Source organism: Bifidobacterium lemurum (genome assembly GCF_014898175.1).
GTDB lineage: Bacteria > Actinomycetota > Actinomycetes > Actinomycetales > Bifidobacteriaceae > Bifidobacterium > Bifidobacterium lemurum.
Genome location: NZ_CP062948.1, coordinates 406,555 through 423,746, shown reverse-complemented (window position 1 = coordinate 423,746; position 17,192 = coordinate 406,555). Strand labels below are relative to the sequence as shown.

Below are 17,192 nucleotides of genomic sequence, written 5' to 3'. Positions count from 1 at the left end.
ATACGCGCGGCGGCCGCCAATGGCCGCAGTACGACAGGCGGACGGCCGGTGGATAGCAATCCAGTCATGATCCGCCCTTTCGTCGATGCGCCGGACGATTGACGGGGCCTTCGTCGACTTGCGGTATGGGAACGTTCTCGAGAATCCGCGTGATGAGTTCTTCCGCACCTACGCCCTCGTACGCGGCTTGGGTGGTGAGCCGTAGACGATGGGCGAGGACGGCGCGCGCCAGATCGCAGACATCGCTCGGAACCACATAGGCGCGCCCCTCCGCGGCGGCCGAAATGCGCGCGCAGCGGGCCAACGCCAATATGGCCCGCATGGAGGCGCCGCCGGCGATGCGTTCGTCATGTCGGGTCGCTTCGACCAGACGCACGATGTATTCGCGGATCGCCTCATCGATATGCACCATGGCCGCGATTTGGCGCATGCGAAGAATATCGTCCGTGGCGCATACGGGCCGGATGGTGCGCGCACGGTCGATGACGTCGATCTGCCGAAGCGCCGCCACCGATGTGGCGTGGTCGGGATGCGTGATGGCGATGCGCATCAGAAAACGGTCGAGCTGTGCTTCGGGCAATGGATAGGTGCCGGCCTGCTCGTTGGGATTCTGCGTGGCGATCACCATGAACGGTTGGGGAACCTCATAGGAGGTGCCGTCCACGGTGACCTTCCGCTCCTCCATGACCTCCAGCAGCGCGGATTGGGTTTTCGCGCTGGCGCGGTTGATTTCGTCGGCCAACACGATGGAGGCGAACACCGGACCTTGGCGGAACGTGAATTCTGCGTGCCGCTGGTCGTAGAACGTCACGCCGAGCACGTCGGAAGGCAACAGGTCCGGTGTGAATTGGATGCGTTTGAACGATGCAGCGATGGAATACGCCACACTGCGCGCCATCTGTGTTTTGCCGGTTCCTGGATCGCCTTCGATCAGCGCATGGCCGCCGGCCAGCAGCGCGGTGACGCATTGCGTGATCGGCATGGTCTGGCCGAGCACCACCGCGGAGACGTTCTCCACCAAAGCGGAGAAGCATTGCCGGAACCATGCGATCTGCGGCGGAGGTGCCGTGACGATGCCTGGCATATTCTCCGGCATGCCCGAAACCGCCTCAGGCGGCGTGCCTTGAAACGGATCTCCGGGCGGCCGCGTTTTGTCAGACGGTCGTGTGGCGTCGACGAGCACCGTTTCGTCGGAGAGGAATGTGTTCTGTGAGCCGGTCATCATCATCTCCTTGTCGAAACGCGGAACGTACGGACGGCGCATACCGATTGGGACGCGGCACGCCGTGGCACGATGCCGCTGGCTCGCCCGCACAGCATCGGCTCGCCGGAGACGAGCGTGATCGTCCAGATGAGGGATTCGTCGGACGTGTCGGCCAAATCCACGGTGACGGCGGAGGAAAGTGTGGTTAACGAACCCGTCGAGGCGATGGTCTTGTCGCCGCGCATCACCGTGATGACGGCGGTGACCGGCTGTCCCCACGCGTCCACCATGGCGTTCGGTCGGAACACAAGGCGGTCGCGGCCACTCCACGTCGGCCGATAGTCGGTGCGGAACGCAGGCGCGACCTTCCACACGTCGGTGTTGGATGCGGTCACGGCCTCGCTGGATTGCCCTCGGAACATTTGTCTGACCTCCACGGAACCGCAGCTGGTCCATTCGCTGATGGCATATCGGTCGCCGTCGACCGCCACGCCGTTGCGGGTGATCGCCATGCCGTCGTTATGGGATGGGTCTGAACTGCGGGCCGATACGATGCACACGCCGTCGTTGCGGATGATGCGCGCGTCGATTGGCGGCGACGGCGTATACACGGGCACGACCGTAACGGACGCGGCGGGAGCGTCGACTTCCGAACGTTCGGGAACCACCGTGACCGTGGCGGTGAGTCGACGCCCGAAATCCGATGGGTCAATACGCAGATTCGCCGAAAGCGTCGTGCAAGGCGCGGAGGTGGATGCCTCACCCACGGTGAACCGCAACGCCTCGCATCCGGCATTGCGCATATCGGGCAGCGCCCGCAACCCCACCGTGACCGAATCGCCATTGCGTTCGTCCTGCGTGGCCGACACCAAGCCGTCGATGTCGTCGGGAGTCCCCCAAATCACGCTGGGGGCGGACGGGGTTGAGGCGGGACTGTCTCCGATGGCGTTCGCGGCCGTCACCGTGGCCGTGGCGGTGACGCCGTCGCTGACGTATTCGTCATCGATGACGAAGGTGTGTGTGAGCCCGTCGGTCTGCTGGATGAGCGAGCGTCCATCGCTGAACGTGAGCGTCACCGTGTATCCGGTGACCGCGGTGAAATCACCTTGTGGCGCGGCCCAACGCACCTTCGCCCGCCGGTGGCCCGCGGTGACGGCGACATCCGTGGGCGCGGAGGGCGTCGTATCCGGCGTGGCGACGGCGGTATGGGATTCCTCGGACCATCCGACCGCGTTGTGCGCGGCGACGGTGAACTCATATCGTCGTCCGTTGATCAGACCGTCGACCACGCAACGGGTGGCCGTGCCGCAGGAGCGCTCGCCGATGCCGCCGCCCGACCAAGACACGCGATACTCGTCGATGGCTTCGCCATTGGGCGAGCCCGGAGTCCAACGCAACGTCACCCGTCCGTTTTCGGCGGCGCCGGCCACTGCGGACAGCAACGGCGCCTCGGGCCTGTCCACGATGGCGACGGTGATGCCGGCGGTGACTTCGCGTTCCCGCGTATCGGTGCCATCCCTCACGGTGGCGAGCACGGTGGTGGTGGAAGCGCCGATATCCGAAGCGACATGGATGTCGACCATGCCGGACTTCCCGCATTCGACGTCGATCGCCAAGCCTTCGCCCCCTTCGCAGGACACCACCCGCAAAGAGGTGCCGGGGAAAGGATTGTATGCCTCGGACAGCAGGTCCACCGATACGTTCGAACCCGCGTGAACCTTCACGGTGGTGTTGCCGACGCGGGCCAAAGGCCTGGTGGACGCCACCACGCGCGCGGTCATGCCGGCACGTATGGTGCCGTGGCCATAGTCGATGGTGATGGGAATGGCGGCCGTGACGCCGGGCTTGGCGGTTACGGCGGCGCTGACGCGCAGCAGTCCGGCGGCGGTGACGGTCGCCTCGACGCGCTCGTCGGATGAGCCCGCGCTGGAAAAGGAATACCGTCGTTCGGTATTCGAGGCATTGTCCGGTGTATGCGTCAGCGCGGCCAGATCGATGACGGCCGCGTCCGCGCCGGCCTCCACCTCGATGGTCGCCGACGAGAACATCGGCGCGGGAGTGTTTCGGCCGACCACCGTGATGGGCAGCGTGATCACGGATGAATTGATGATCGCGGCATCCGAACCTTGCCTGCCATCCACTGCGGTGAAGGTGATGGAGGCAGGGCCCGCATATTCCCGGAGCGCGGTGAACCGCAGGGTCTCGTCATCCACCATCAGGTCGCCGTCGGCGGCTTTGGTGGCGCTGATGGAGCCGGTATCGGCCACATATGGCCGTTTTCCCGCGCCCACCCGCACATAGTCGGCGATGGCGATGGTGATGGTCTCCCCGGCGTTCACCGTCAACGGCGGTGCTTTGGGGCGCAACGTCGGAGGAAACACGCCATAGGCGGGCACATGGATGAAAGCCGTGGCGGTGACGCCGTATGCCGTGTTCATCACCGTATACGGCACGGCGCGCGCCTCGTCGGTCAAGTCCACGCTGATTATCGTGGATCCCTCGCCGTCGGCGAGACGCGCATGATCGCGCGCGGACGCATGCACCTCCACCCGCAGGTCGTCGATGGGACCGGAAGGGTTGGAGATCCAATCGGACACATCCACATCCACGGACCGTTTGTCGATGGTGGCGGATGAAGGCACCCGATAGTCGTTGACGGTGGGCGCTTCGATGGCGGCGTCCGGGTCGACGGTCACGCGCAGCGTGCCGGTATCGCGCAATCCCGCCTTGTCGGCGACCGTATAGGAGATATAAGAGGTTCCCGGCGACGCCGGCGCGGTGAACGCGACCATATCGCCGTCCACCCGCGCGTCCACGATGCCTTGCGTGTCCAATCGCGCGTCGAGGGTGAGATCGGCGTCATCGGCGGCGATGTCGTTATGCGTCACCGGCACCGCGGCCGAGGTGTTCGGGCGCAAGACGATCTCATCATCGCGTGCCGTCACTCTTGAGCCATTTGAGGAGCTCGAGGTGGGGACCACGCCCACGCGGATCCATGCCTGCGCCCGTTGTCCGGTCCAATCCTCCACCGCATACGTGAAATCGTCCGTTCCATAGGAATCGGCATACGCCTCATACATCATGTAATCGGATCCGACTTCGACGATGCGTCCGAGCTTGGGCGCGCTATTGCCCAATCCCAGCAGCTGCACATCGTCGCCGTCCACGTCGATGCCGGTCAGGTCGACGGCAATACGCGTGCGTCGTCCGGCGGCCGCCTGCGCTTCGATGGCGCGTGGCGTGGGAGCGGCTTTGGAATCGGCGTCGCAGGCATGCACGGCGACGGTGATGGTGGCCGAAGCCGCATTCCCCAAAGCGTCCGCCACGGTGTAGACGATGCTGTAGGTGCCGGGCTCGTCGGAAGCCTGATATCGCACGGTGCCGCCGGATACGAACGCCAGACCGCGGAACGCGGATTCGTCGACGCGCAGATCATCGCTCACGCGTATGGCGGTGCCGCCGCCGGCGGCGGTGACGTGGTCGAGCACATCCACGGTGACGATGCCTCCTGCGCGTACGCGCACGGCGATATCCTCCGCTTTCGGAGCATGGCCGGCGGCCTCCCAGGCGGGCGGATGCACCACGATGGTGCCGCTGGCGGTGCCGGCCACGTTGGCCGCCGTATACGAGACCGGCACCGGTGCCGTCGGCGCTTGGCTCGCGGTGAGATACACGCGTCGATGACCCACCACGGCGGCGGTGACTCCGGAGCCCTCGTCGACGTGGATCTCGGTGATCGCCAGGACTCCGCCCATCGGATCAACGTCATTGGCGAGTGGTTCCACGATGGAGGTGAGATCTGAAGCCAAAGACGTCGCATCATCGGCCACCACCGGCCCGGCGCGTTCGGCGGTGGCCGGGTTGACCTCCACGCGCACCAGCCCTGTGGCGGGAATCGAGCCCTGCTCAATCGTGTAGGAGACATAGTGGGTGCCTGTTTGCGAAGAACGGAACGCGATGCTCATATCATCGGAGTCGGCGGTGACTCGGGCGTCGTCTCCGCCGCCGACGGCATCCGCCTTCGTGAGCCGTGCCGGTTGCGAGGACGTGCCGTGCACATACGTGCTCAGATCGATGACGGTGTCGGTTCCAGGCATGGTCTGCCGCACCACCGGGTCGATAACCGCGGTGAGGGTGTTCGCCGGTTTGATCGAGAAATACACGATGCCCGTGCCGGAGCTCCGGCCATCGGAGACGGCGACCTGCACGCCTATGCGTCCGGACGATAGGGATCCGGCGTCGAACACCAGCTGCCCGTCCGCTCGGGTGGACACCGCCACCTGATCGGTATGCTGCGCCACCGCGGACGTCAACGTCATCGGATCGCCGTCGGGATCCGTGAAGCCTGCCAACGCGTTGGCCGTATACGTGGACCCCTGCTCCACATCGAAATGCGGAGGCATGTCGGATTGCACGGGCGCATGATTGTCTTTGCCGGTGATTGTGATGAGCACCGTGGCGCTGGCGGTTCGTCCCCGGCCGTCGGAGATGTCATATCGGAACCGTGCGCTGCCGACGGTCGCGTCGGTGGCGTCGACCTGCAGGTATCTTCCGTCGTAGATGGTGTGCGCGGACACATCCGGGTTGTCTGGCATGCCCACGGCGGTGACGCGCAGCACGGAACAGTCGCCGTGCTCGTCGTTGCGCAATACGTCGACGATCCGAGAGGTTCCCGCCCTGACTCCAAATTCGTCATCCACCGCGGCGAACCGTTCGGATTGGGCGGAACATGTGGCGCTGAACTCGCGATGGTCGCTGATGGAACCGGTATGGCCGCGTTCGTGTTCCGTCTCTTCCGCTCGCACGGCATCCCATTGGATGGTGATGGCGGCGGTGCTCCCATCCGTATTCCATACCGTGCCGTCCGTCACGTCATTAAGCACCACCAGCCGATGGTTGGTCCGGAACACCAGCTCGCTGCCGGCATGCACCGATTCCAACGTGAGAAGATCCGTGGAATCATAGTCGGCGTCGGGCGCGCACCATCGCAGGTAATTGTTGGCGTTCTGGCTCCAAGCCGCATACACGCAGCCGGCCATGGCGGCCGGCCGCGCGGCGGCGGACCTTCCTCCGGTCGTGGACACCAAGGGAGCGGGGGAGTCGGAGCCAAGATCGATGACCGCCAATCCGCGGTCGCTGGCGGCCGCCACCCATCCTTGTTGCCGCCCGTCGACGGGAGGGGATTGCAAGGTGAGCGTGTCGGCACCATCGACGACGGCGTCGCCATGTGGGAACAGCACGGTGTCTCCCGTGACGATCACCGGCACGTCGTCGATGACGGTGAAATCGTCGGCATGGGTGAAGCGTCCGCCGGTGAGCGATTCGAGCTGTTCGGGCGCGCCGCCATCGGCGGGATGCCATCGCAGCACCACGCCGTCCTTCGGCCGGTATCCGTATACATGGCCATCGGCGTTGACGGCGATTCTGCCGCCGGAACCGAGCCGCATGCACGGGGGATCGCCGCTGGGGTCAAGAGCGCTGAATCTATCGGTCGTCTCGGCCCACACGCCGCCGGTCGCGCTGTTGAGGACGGCGATGGTCTCGCCTCCGATGGCGGCTATGGCGGCGCTTGAGGCGTCCACGACGGCGTCCGTGCTCGCAGTGGATGCCGAGATCGACATGAGACGGCCGGGCTGCGCCAATACGGTGGCGTCGTTATGTTGAACGACGTCGAAACGCGCGGCGGAGGAGGCCACGCCGGCATCTGCCTCCCGGTTGCGCACATTGAAACGCGCCGCCTTGCCCTGCGCCAAGGAGGAAACCCATACGGTGCCGTCATCAAGACGCACATGCCGTCTGGTCACCGAACTGATGACGATGGATCCCACCATAAGAGCGGTCATCGCCAGCAGCGCGGCCACGGGCAGCGCCCACCGGCTGGCGGCGATGGAGGCGAGGCGTCGAGCGATGTTCATGCGCCGGCCGTCGCACGTTGCGCTTGCGGGATGCGCGGCGTGGGCGCGAGGGCGCCATGTCTTTCGAAATCGTCTTGTCGTCCGAGATCGTCTTGTCGATCGAGATCGCCATGTCATCATGCCACCTCCTTCTGAAGCGTGCCGCCAGGCGCGACGCGGATGGAACCGCCTGTTCCGGCGGTTTGGACGAGGGCCTCGTCCGGCGCGCGTAGGCGGTATCCACCGTTGCCGCGGGGAACGTCGATCCGACTTCCGGTCGGGCTGGGCACGGCATCCATGAAAACCATGACGGTACATGCGACTATCGCCGCCACGGTCGCCGACACCGCCGTGCCGGCGACGATGACGGCGAGGGTTTTCGCCCGGTGCCGCGAACGTGCCGGGCATGTTGAAAGCGCCGCCGTCGGATGGGACGTATCCGAACGCGACGGGCGTGGCATGCCGCGCCCCTTGCGTCTGCGAAACGCATCGCGTTCGTCAAGCCCGCGAAACCCGTTGCGTTCGTCAAGTCCGTCGGATCCATCGCACCTGCGAAACCCTCCCGATACACACCGCTGAAGATCGTCCGGGTATCGGGGCGTGTTCTCCGCGTCCACAGGAGTGGGTGGGAATCCGCTGGCGTGCTGCGCCCGCTGCAACGCCCTGGCGAATTCCAGCGCGGAGTAATGGCGGTCGCCGGGATTCTTGTCAAGCGCCATGCGCAGGGCTCGTTCCACATCCGCGGGAACATCGTCACGTCCGATATGCGGCAGCGGCTTTCCGAGTATCGACGCGATCAGCTCGGTCTCGCAGCGGGGACGGTATCCGTGCTCGTAGGGGGAGGCTCCCGCGAGCATCGCGAATATCGTGGCGGCCAGCGAATAGATATCCGACGCCTCGTCGCCGGCGCTGGTTCCCCGCAACACCTCCGGTGCGGCCCATGGCGGCGAATGTCCGGCCGGATGGTCTGCGTAGATGTCGCGGGAAACGCCGAAGTCGCCCAATATCGGCAGTCCCCGCGTTCCGATCAGCACATTGCTGGGTTTGATGTCGTGGTGGATGATGCCGCAGCGGTGGGCGGCATACAAGCCGCTTGCCAGACGGACGCCCACATCCACCGCGCGTGCGCAGGGCAACGGCCCGTGGCGCAGCAGATCGGCGAGGGCGCCCTGCTCGGCGTAGTCGACGACGATGTAAGCGCGACCGTCATCGGTGCACCCGGAGTCGAAGATGCGAAGGATGTGCGGATGACGGGGCAGTCGGGCCATCACCGCGGCCTCGTGCCGGAGCGCGCTCGCGGCGAGGGAGCCTGCGGCGGGATCGCTGACCTTCACCGCCACATGGCGGCTGGGCGTGTGATGGGCGTAGAGCAGCACCACGGCGGTGGATCCGGAGCCCAACACTCGGATGAAATCATAGCCGGGCAACCGTGGCGGAGACGGGAATGGTGGTGCGTTGATCATGATGCCCTCCTCGTTGCGGGTTCATTGGTCCAGTCATTGTCGCCACGCAATCGGACAGAAATTCATATGGTGTGTAAGGGGTAACACGCGTGGAAAGTAAAACTTTTCCCTTGCCGATACGGGCGTTTAGGCTGGAGGCATGAGCACGAACACGAATACGCAAAACAGCCAGGCGAATCACGCCGACGCGGCCGGGATGGGGCCGGGTGGGGCGATGCTGTTGGTCGCGCCGCCTCGCGCCGGCAAAACCGAATACGCGTTCGCCACGCTGCTGCGCGGTTTGGAGACGTTCGGCATGCAGGGTGCCGTGATGGCGGTGTCCGGCCGTACCGCCGCCGATCGGCTGTCCAATCGTGTGATTCGTCATATGGGCGCATCCACCCAAGTGCGCCCCGTCACCACATTGGCCGCCATCGCGTTTCGAGCGATCTCCGCTGCCCGAGCCCGAGCGGGATTGAGCGCGCCTCGCCTGCTCAACGGCGCCGAACAGGATGCCCTGCTGCGCCAGGTCGTCGCCGTGCATCTGGGCCATGCCGCCGCGGGCGACGACTGCCCCACATGCGCGTTGTTGCGTGGCTATTTCGCGCAACGGGCATGGTCCACGCTGATCACCGAAGCGTCGGCCGTGCCGTCGGACACGCATGTGAGCCTACAATCGCCGTCGAGGAACATCGGCTTGCGGACTTCCGAGGTCGGCGGGTCGCCCACCGCGGAGGTGTTCGCGCGTGGGGTGTCGGGCGCGTTCATCGCCCAGCTTCGCGACATGCTCGCCCGCATGGATGAGCTTGGCGTCACGGCGAAGCATGAGGCGGAGCTGCTGGCCCGGTTGGGCGAGGGGCGAACCCGCTTGGCCGAACAGTGGCGGTTGGCGTTCGCCTTGCGCGCCGAATACATCGCGATGCTGGGCGAGACCTACGCGCACGATTACCGGCTCGACGCCTCCTATCTGCTGGTTGCCGGCGCCAATGCGATCCCCCAGCTCGCCCGCGGCGAGACGCTGCCCGAACTGCTGGTCGTCGACGACTTCCAGGACACCACGCTCGCCGGACTGCGCTTTCTCGAGTCGCTGCATGAGGCGGGTGTGCGGCTGTTGCTGGTCGGCAACCCGGACGAGGCCGTGCAGACCTTCCGGGGCTCCTACCCCGAATACCTGTTCCGCAGGGCCCAGGATGGCGACATCCATGCGCGGATGTGCGACGCTTCGGCGCTGCCGTCCGCAGGCGCTGCCGCTCGCGTCCGCGCGACCGTCGCCGAAGGCGTGTCCGCTGCTGGGGACATGTCCGCAACCGATGACGCATCCGCTGCCGAGAATGAGGGGATGGCCGGCGCTTCCGGTCCTCGTTATCTTGATGTGGTCGCTTCTCGCATCTCCCTGTCGATCCCCTCGCAGGAGCACGACCCGGTGCCCATCGCGCAGCGTCCGGGCAAACTGCTCCAAACTGCCGCCGGTGGCGCGTCGCCGGTCGCCGACGGCAGTTTGGAGACCTCGTTGTATCGTTCCCCCCGTGAGGAGCTTGACGATGTGGTGTGGCAGATCAAGCGCGCGCGACTTGACGAGGACGTCACATGGAACGATATGGCCGTTATCGCCCACGACAACAGCATCGTGAGACGTTTCGGGGAACGTTTGCGTCGCGAAGGCGTGCCGGTGCGCTATTCGTCGGTCGCGCGTCCGCTGAAGGACGAGCCTTTCGTCCAAGGGCTGTTCGCGTTGGTGGAGCTGGCCGATCTGCGCAGGCAAGGCGAGGATCGCAATCGTATGGGATTGGTCCGGACGGCGGCGTTCGTGCGGTCCCGCGTCGCCACCATCCTCGCCAGCCCATTGGTCAGTGCCGCGGGAGGCCGTCCCGCACGACTCGCCCCCATCGAATCGGCGATCGTCGCGTTGGATTCGCTGTCGGGCATCGTCACGGATGACGACGCGGCGGTCTCCCGGCTGGTCGAGGCGTGGGGACGTCTGCGTTCCCATGTCGAAGAGGCTCGCCGGGAACAAGCGGATACCCTATCGTCTTCCATCAGCGTGGATGACGCTTTGGTGGACGAGTTGGCGGCTCGGGGAGACGATCTCGCCTTCGGGGCGGACGCCGTCTATGTGATGTTGGCGTTCGACAGCGAACTCGCACCCGCCGAACTCGTCATGGACGCCATTCAAGCGGTGCTCGGCACCGATGCCCAGTCCAAGGCGTTCAGCCGATTGTGGCAGCTGGTCGCGGCGATCGTGCGGGGGATGGACTCCCTGAGCGCGGCCGGCCCGACGCGCCGACTGGAACCCCAGTATGTGCTTGCGGTCGCATGGAACGCCACCGGCGTGGCCAAACAGTGGCAGAACCTCGCGCTGTCCAATACGCCTGAAGGCCGCGCGGCCAATGACCGGCTGGACGCGGCCATGCGACTGTTCCAGTTCGCCGAAGGCAGCTCGATGGACGTGACGGGGTTCATCGCCAATATGCGCTCGCAACAGATCGAGGCGGACTCGCTCGCCCATATCGGCCCCGTCGAGGAGGCCGTGACCCTGACCACGCCGGCCGGCGCGGCCGGGCGGCATTTCCGCTACGTCTGGCTGCCGTCCATGCAACAGGACGTATGGCCGAATCTCGCCGAACGCAACACCATGTTCGCAGGCGAGGATCTGGTCGAACTCGTATTGCGTGGTCGACTTGTCGAAGTGACGCAAGGCGAGCGTGATCCGCGGCTGGTGTCGGTGCTGTCCGGTGAGAAGAAGAGTCTGCTGGTGGCCCTCACCCGAGCCGATGAGCGTGCGACGGTCAGCGCGGTGTGGAACGACGACTCCAGCCCTTCGGACTTCCTGTTCGGCTATATGCCCGAACGATTCAAGCGCGAACGTTCGAACGCGCGGTACACCACGGCGAACGATCACGGCGATTTCTCCGGACTGGATGCCAGCGCGCGAGGATTGGTCGCCGCCGCGCGCATCATGCTCGCCACCAACAAGCCGGAAAGCGATGCGGCCAAGGACGCCATCGACACGCTCGCCTTACTCGCCGAACACGGCGTGGACGTCGCCGACCCCGCGCAATGGCCGTTCGTGGCCTCCGGCTTGGGTGGCGACGATGATACGACCGACGACGGAACCGCCGAATCGGATGCCACAAGCTCCGACCCGGGGGATGGGCCCGCGCACGCGGCTGATGTCGATATCGATGTCGATGTCGATGCTCGGACGGGAGCTCGTGACCTATCGTCGGAGCGTCCTGTGGTGGTGTCGTTGTCGCCCTCGTCGGCTGACCAACTATGGGCGTGCCCGGTGTGCTGGCTGTTGGAGAACCGTTTCTCCGGCCCCAGGCCGGGATCATTGGCGATGGGATTCGGCTCGTTGATCCACGAGGTGGCACAACGTGGCAGCGAGGAGGGGCTTGATCGCTCTCGTCTTTCCGCCGAAGCGATCGCGGGGCGTCTTGAGGAGATCTACGAATCCCTGCGTCCGGACCCCGATGCCATAGCCGACGTCAAAGAACGGTATCAGGCGATGAAAACCGCCATGTCGGCGAATGAGATTCTGGCGAATATCGCGCATTACTTTGCCGACAGCGAGAACGCCGAGTATCTGGGCGGGAATGCCAAACTATTGGAAATCGGGCGGTTGGAGCATGTCAGCAATGAATGCGAGTTCAGCGCGCTTTTCGATCTGAATGATATTCTCGCCGCCTATAACGCGGTGCCGGGCATCGAACCGCTGAACCGGCCGCAGCTCTATGCCGCGATGGGGATGTTGGTGGGGGGATGGCCGGAAGGCATGCGTGAGAACCTTACCGTGCGGCTCGCCGGACGCATCGATCGTATGGAAACCCGCGTGCTTTCCGATGGGAGCAGGCATCTGCGACTGGTCGACTACAAAACCGGCAAGGACCGCGGAGGCCCGGGAATATTCAACGATTTGCAGCTGGTGTGCTATCAGTTGGGTCTTGCGTTCCCCGAAGGCGGCCCACGCGGTTACGAGGCGGTGCGCAACGTGCCGCGTATCGGTCAGAGCGTGCTGTTCTATGTCAGGCATCGCAGCAGCGCCGGCTTCGCCCAAGCGCCGGAAGGCGGGTTCCAGCCTCCTCTGTTCGTCGACGGCTCGCTGAACGCGGAACCGCCATTGAAGCGTTACAGAATCCCCAACGTCGTCGAGAAGCTTATGGACATGCCGGTTCCCACACCCGATGCCAAACCGGAAGGCATACCGGACGAGAAGTGGGCGCGGTTCGTGACGCTCGCCGGCACGCAGACGCTATGGGCGCTGACCATGATCGCCCGCGTGTTCTATGCGGCAGCGGCCAAACGTTCCGGCGCATTGATCGCGCATCCGCAGCCAAGCCATCTGGAATATTGCAAATCAAGGACCTGTCCCGCATGCGCGGGGATGGTCGACACCGTGTTCGAAACGAGGCAAGCATGACCGGATTCACGCCAAGCGCTGAGCAAAGCGCCATCATTGACGCGCCTGTCGACTCGGACGTGCTGGTCGTCGCCGGCGCGGGTAGCGGCAAAACCTTCACCATGACCCAGCGCATCATCGCGTTGATTCGGCGGGGCGTCGCCCCGGAACGCATTCTCGGCCTGACCTTCACGCGCAAGGCCGCCGGCGAATTGCTGGAACGCGTGTCCGCCGCCGTATCCGGAGAGCATGCGTCAGCGGATGGCCAGGCGGATGCGGGCTCGATGGACCATGCCTTCCTGAAACCGGCGATTTTCACCTACGACGCCTTTTTCCAAACCTTGGTGCGGCAATACGGTCTGCTGGTGGGCTTCGACCAGAACACGCAGCCGTTGAGCGAGGCGGGCAGACATCAGCTGGTCAGCGACGTGATCGATGCGCATATGGGAAGCGCGCTCGAACGGAACCTCGGCGCATTCGACACCTTGGCCGACAATGTGCTCAAACTTTCGGAATCCATCTCCAGCGCCATGATCGGTTCGGACTGCACCAACTTCGAAGAAGCGGTGGACCGCGTGCGCGCATGGGATCAGGCGTTTATGGCAAGGCTCGAACGGGTGATCGGTGACGAACCTCTGCCGGAGCCGATGCCGGTCAAGCCCGTACGTGGCAAAAAAGACACGGACGAGGAGTGGCGGACCAAAGTCGATGCGTTCATGGAGAGCGATCTCCATCCGTTCTGCGTGGGGCAATGCGGGCGACTGTATGAGACCACGCAGAAACGTGAGGCGTTGCTCACTCTGGTGGAGGAGTACGCGAAAGCCAAGCGTATGCGGAATATGGCGGAATTCTCGGATTTCACCATCGCGGCCTATCAGCTCATCGAACGCTTTCCCTCCATCGCGCAACGATGCCGACGTCGATACAGCCACGTGCTGCTGGACGAATATCAGGACACCTCCACCACACAGGCCGCGCTGCTCGCCTCGCTGTTTCACGCGGATGACCATGACCGTTGCGCGGTCAACGCCGTGGGAGACCCCTTCCAATCCATCTACGCATGGAGAGGGGCGAGTCCGGGCGCGTTCCGTATGTTCCAAAGCGCTTTCGGCATGCCGTCCGACGCCAAGCCATATCCTCTAAGCGTCACCAGACGTAATCCACGGTTGGTGTTGGAGGCCGCCAACAATCTCACCGAGCCTTTGCGCGTCAAGCCCGATCGTGCGAGCAGTTCGCTGATGCGCGAGGTGGACGTCGCACCGCTCGATCCGCTTGACGATGCCGACGCGGGCACCCTTGGAGTGCTTGGGTTTGAGACGCACGGACAGGAGATCGACGCCGTGGTGCGCTTCTGCAAGGCCGCGGTCGCACGCCAGCATAAGCGGGGGAATCGGGAATCGGCTTCGGTGGCGGTGCTGTTCCGAACGAAAACAATCATGCCCGAATATCAGGAGGCTTTGGAAAACGCGGGATTGCGCACTTTTACGGTGGGGTACTCCGCGCTGCTCGAACGTCCGGAGATCCTTGATGTGTTCGCCTTGCTGCATGTCGTATCCAACCACACGGACAGCGCGGCGCTGATGCGCCTGCTGGCCACGCCGCGATTCAACGTCGCGGCCGGAGACCTCGCCTCATTAGCCCGATTCGCGGAACAAGCCAACACCGAGCAGCGGTTCCACGCATTGGTGCAGGCGGGACTGGTCTCCGCGGACATACCCAAACACGAGTGGGCGGATGCGGTGCGCGACTACCGTGACAAAGTCGCCAACGCGGTGTTCCTCGCGGACCTGCTGATCGATGGCGAACTCGCATCGTTGCTGGACAAGTGCGATTCGATCAGCGAACAGGGGGCTGCGGCGATCACCCGCGCCTCGACGATGCTCAAGCATGTGCAGGACGCCATCGGCCGGCCGATTCACGATGTGGTACGCGCCGCGGTGGAAGCGCTGGAATTGGATATCGACACCGTGATCGCCCATGCGCTGCGGCAGCCCGACCACCGGCCCGATCCCACACTGTCCCGCCTGCCGATGGAGTCGATCATCGACCTGGTGGATACCTACGCGCAGGAGATCGCCGTGGACCAGACTCCGACGTTGCGTGGTTTTACGGCATGGGTCGACCGGCTCAAATCGATCGATGACGAAAGCGCGTCCCTGCCGACCGGGCCGGTCGACGTGGAACTGATGACCGTGCACCAATCCAAGGGATTGGAATGGGACGCCGTGGTCGTGGTCGGCATGTCCGATGGCGGATTCCCCAGCGGTCAAGGGGATGGTCTCAAGGTCTCTCTTGCCGAACGGCAGACGGAAAACCCCGGCAGCGGACGATGGTCGGCGCCTCGTTACGACGAGAAGGCCAACACATGGCTGACGAATCCCACCGCGGTTCCGGTCCCGGTGCGTGCCGATGCCGATATTCTGCCTCGATTCCCGCATGATCTGGCCGTTGGTGCCGATCCCATCGAAGGATTGGACGCGCTCGACGATGCGGAGACCATCGACGATGAGGTGTTCGGCTCCATACGTGAGTTCGTCGATGAGCGTGACGGAGCGAACGCCGACGGCTGGTATCTGACCCAGATGGAGGAATACGGGCGGCGTTTGCACGCCGATGAGCGACGGTTGGCCTATGTGGCGCTCACGCGCGCCCGCGAGGACGTGCTGCTCACCTACGCGCATTACAACGAAGGCTCCCGCGATCCCTCCGCGGTGGGAGGAAGGGCTCGGAAAAAGAGCCCATCCAACTTCTGGTCGGAGGTTCATGACTCCATACACCGGCATCATGACGTGCTTTGGGCGAAGGATCTCGTGGTGGATCCCGTCGAGGACTTTGCGGATGCGCAGGCTCCCGAAGGCTTCTTTGTCGGCGACCGTGCCCGCGAATACGGCGAAGCCGTCGTCACCGAAGCGTGGAGGTCTCCGATCGAACCGTCCGCCCAAGCGGAGGACATGCCATGGCCGGCCAGATTGAGCGACTCCAAACATGAGGAGATCACCCGCGGCGTGTCTGAACTGCGCGAAGCCATTCGCGCACGGCGTGATGGCCCGGCGAGTGAAGCGAGCATGGGGAGGCGGCATGGAGAAGGCTCGCTGACGGAGCGTGCGCGCATGTTGGTCTCCGACCCCGATCTGATGGCCAATCTGCTCGACGGCGCGGCTTTCGACCAGGCGGTCAAGGCCAAGGCTTTGCGTATCGGTGCGGCCGGTCGCCAGAACGTCACTGGCCTGCAGGCGCGTGCCGGAGGCATGGGCGAACGTGAGGAGCGCGAGTATTGGCGCGGCATCATCCGTCCGATTCCACGTGTTGCCTCGCCCGCCGCCGAAGCGGGCACGCGATTGCATGATTGGGCGGAGCGTTTCGTGAACGCGGGTCTGCCCGGTGCCGGCGAGGCGCTCGCCTACGGCTCCGGCATCGGTGGCTTCGGAACCGGTGACGCAAGCGTCGGTGTTTCCGGTGTGATCGGTGCCGGTTCGACGGATGGTGGCGAATCCCGCGAAGCATTGATCGCCGAAGCCGCGCGGGACCCCAACGAGAAAATCCGCGTATGGGCCGAACGCTTGGCCGCGTCGCGTTGGGCGCGCCGCACGCCGGCTTGGGCGGAGCGGCAGATCGTCGTGGACATTCCCGGCGTCGGCATCGTCAACGGCAAACTCGACGCCGTGTTTTACGGCCGTTTGGACGATGACGGGGAGAACGCCGGCGCGGAGAACGTCACCGCGGGGAACACCGGCGCGGGGAACAACGGCGCTGGGAATGACGCCACGGGGGCTACGGCGGCATCGTCGGACGTTCCGGTCTCCGTCGCCACCGCCGCATCCGTCGCATCCGTCGTCTCCGGCGAGGCGACGTCTCCCACCTACACGGTGGTCGACTGGAAAACCGGCAAACGCCCTACCAATCCGGAGGAGATCGAACGTAAACTCGCCCAGCTGGACATGTACCGTCTTCTGCTCGCCGCCGTCGAAGGCATCGAGTTGGACAGTATCGACGCGTCTCTCTACTATGTGAGTGAGCCCGATGAGGGCCGGCGCGAGCTGCGTGCCCGCGCGAAAACAGAACAGGACATCCTTGCCGAGTTGAGCTCCGGCATCCCCGAGCAATCGGACAACGACTAGACCGGCCACGGTTCCGTGCGCCCCGCACGCCGACACGGCGCGCGTCGCAGGCGCATAGGGCAGTCGCCGGTCCCGCGAGAGGAACGCATCGCGAACGTCGTGAGTCCGGGGAGCCGCTACCCTTGGTGCGACGTG

5 protein-coding genes are annotated in these 17,192 nt (G+C 64.8%); 2 read left to right on the top strand and 3 right to left on the bottom strand.

Translation table 11 applies throughout. The features are described 5' to 3' along the window. Positions 1–64: 64 nt before the first annotated feature. From BL8807_RS01670 to BL8807_RS01660, 3 genes are all read right to left on the bottom strand, one after another. Complete coding sequence (locus tag BL8807_RS01670; protein ID WP_072723614.1) at positions 65–1,222, bottom strand: AAA family ATPase; 1,158 nt, start codon at positions 1,220–1,222, stop codon at positions 65–67. Between the two features lie 2 nt (positions 1,223–1,224). Then, the gene (locus BL8807_RS01665) at positions 1,225–7,119 is read right to left on the bottom strand and encodes an Ig-like domain-containing protein (protein WP_072723616.1); all 5,895 of its coding nucleotides are present in this window, start codon (positions 7,117–7,119) and stop codon (positions 1,225–1,227) included. Between the two features lie 116 nt (positions 7,120–7,235). Continuing rightward, positions 7,236–8,561 carry a serine/threonine-protein kinase gene (locus tag BL8807_RS01660; RefSeq protein WP_072723618.1) on the bottom strand — a complete coding sequence of 442 codons (1,326 nt, stop codon included), beginning with the start codon at positions 8,559–8,561 and terminating at the stop codon, positions 7,236–7,238. A 196-nt stretch (positions 8,562–8,757) separates the two neighbouring features. On the opposite strand from BL8807_RS01660, the gene BL8807_RS01655 reads away from it, so the two are divergent. Further along, positions 8,758–12,960 carry a PD-(D/E)XK nuclease family protein gene (locus tag BL8807_RS01655; RefSeq protein WP_072723687.1) on the top strand — a complete coding sequence of 1,401 codons (4,203 nt, stop codon included), beginning with the start codon at positions 8,758–8,760 and terminating at the stop codon, positions 12,958–12,960. Then, positions 12,957–17,057: an ATP-dependent DNA helicase gene (locus BL8807_RS01650; protein ID WP_072723619.1), complete on the top strand. Its 4,101-nt coding sequence runs from the start codon at positions 12,957–12,959 to the stop codon at positions 17,055–17,057. The genes BL8807_RS01655 and BL8807_RS01650 overlap by 4 nt, the downstream gene beginning before the upstream one ends. Positions 17,058–17,192 lie beyond the last annotated feature (135 nt).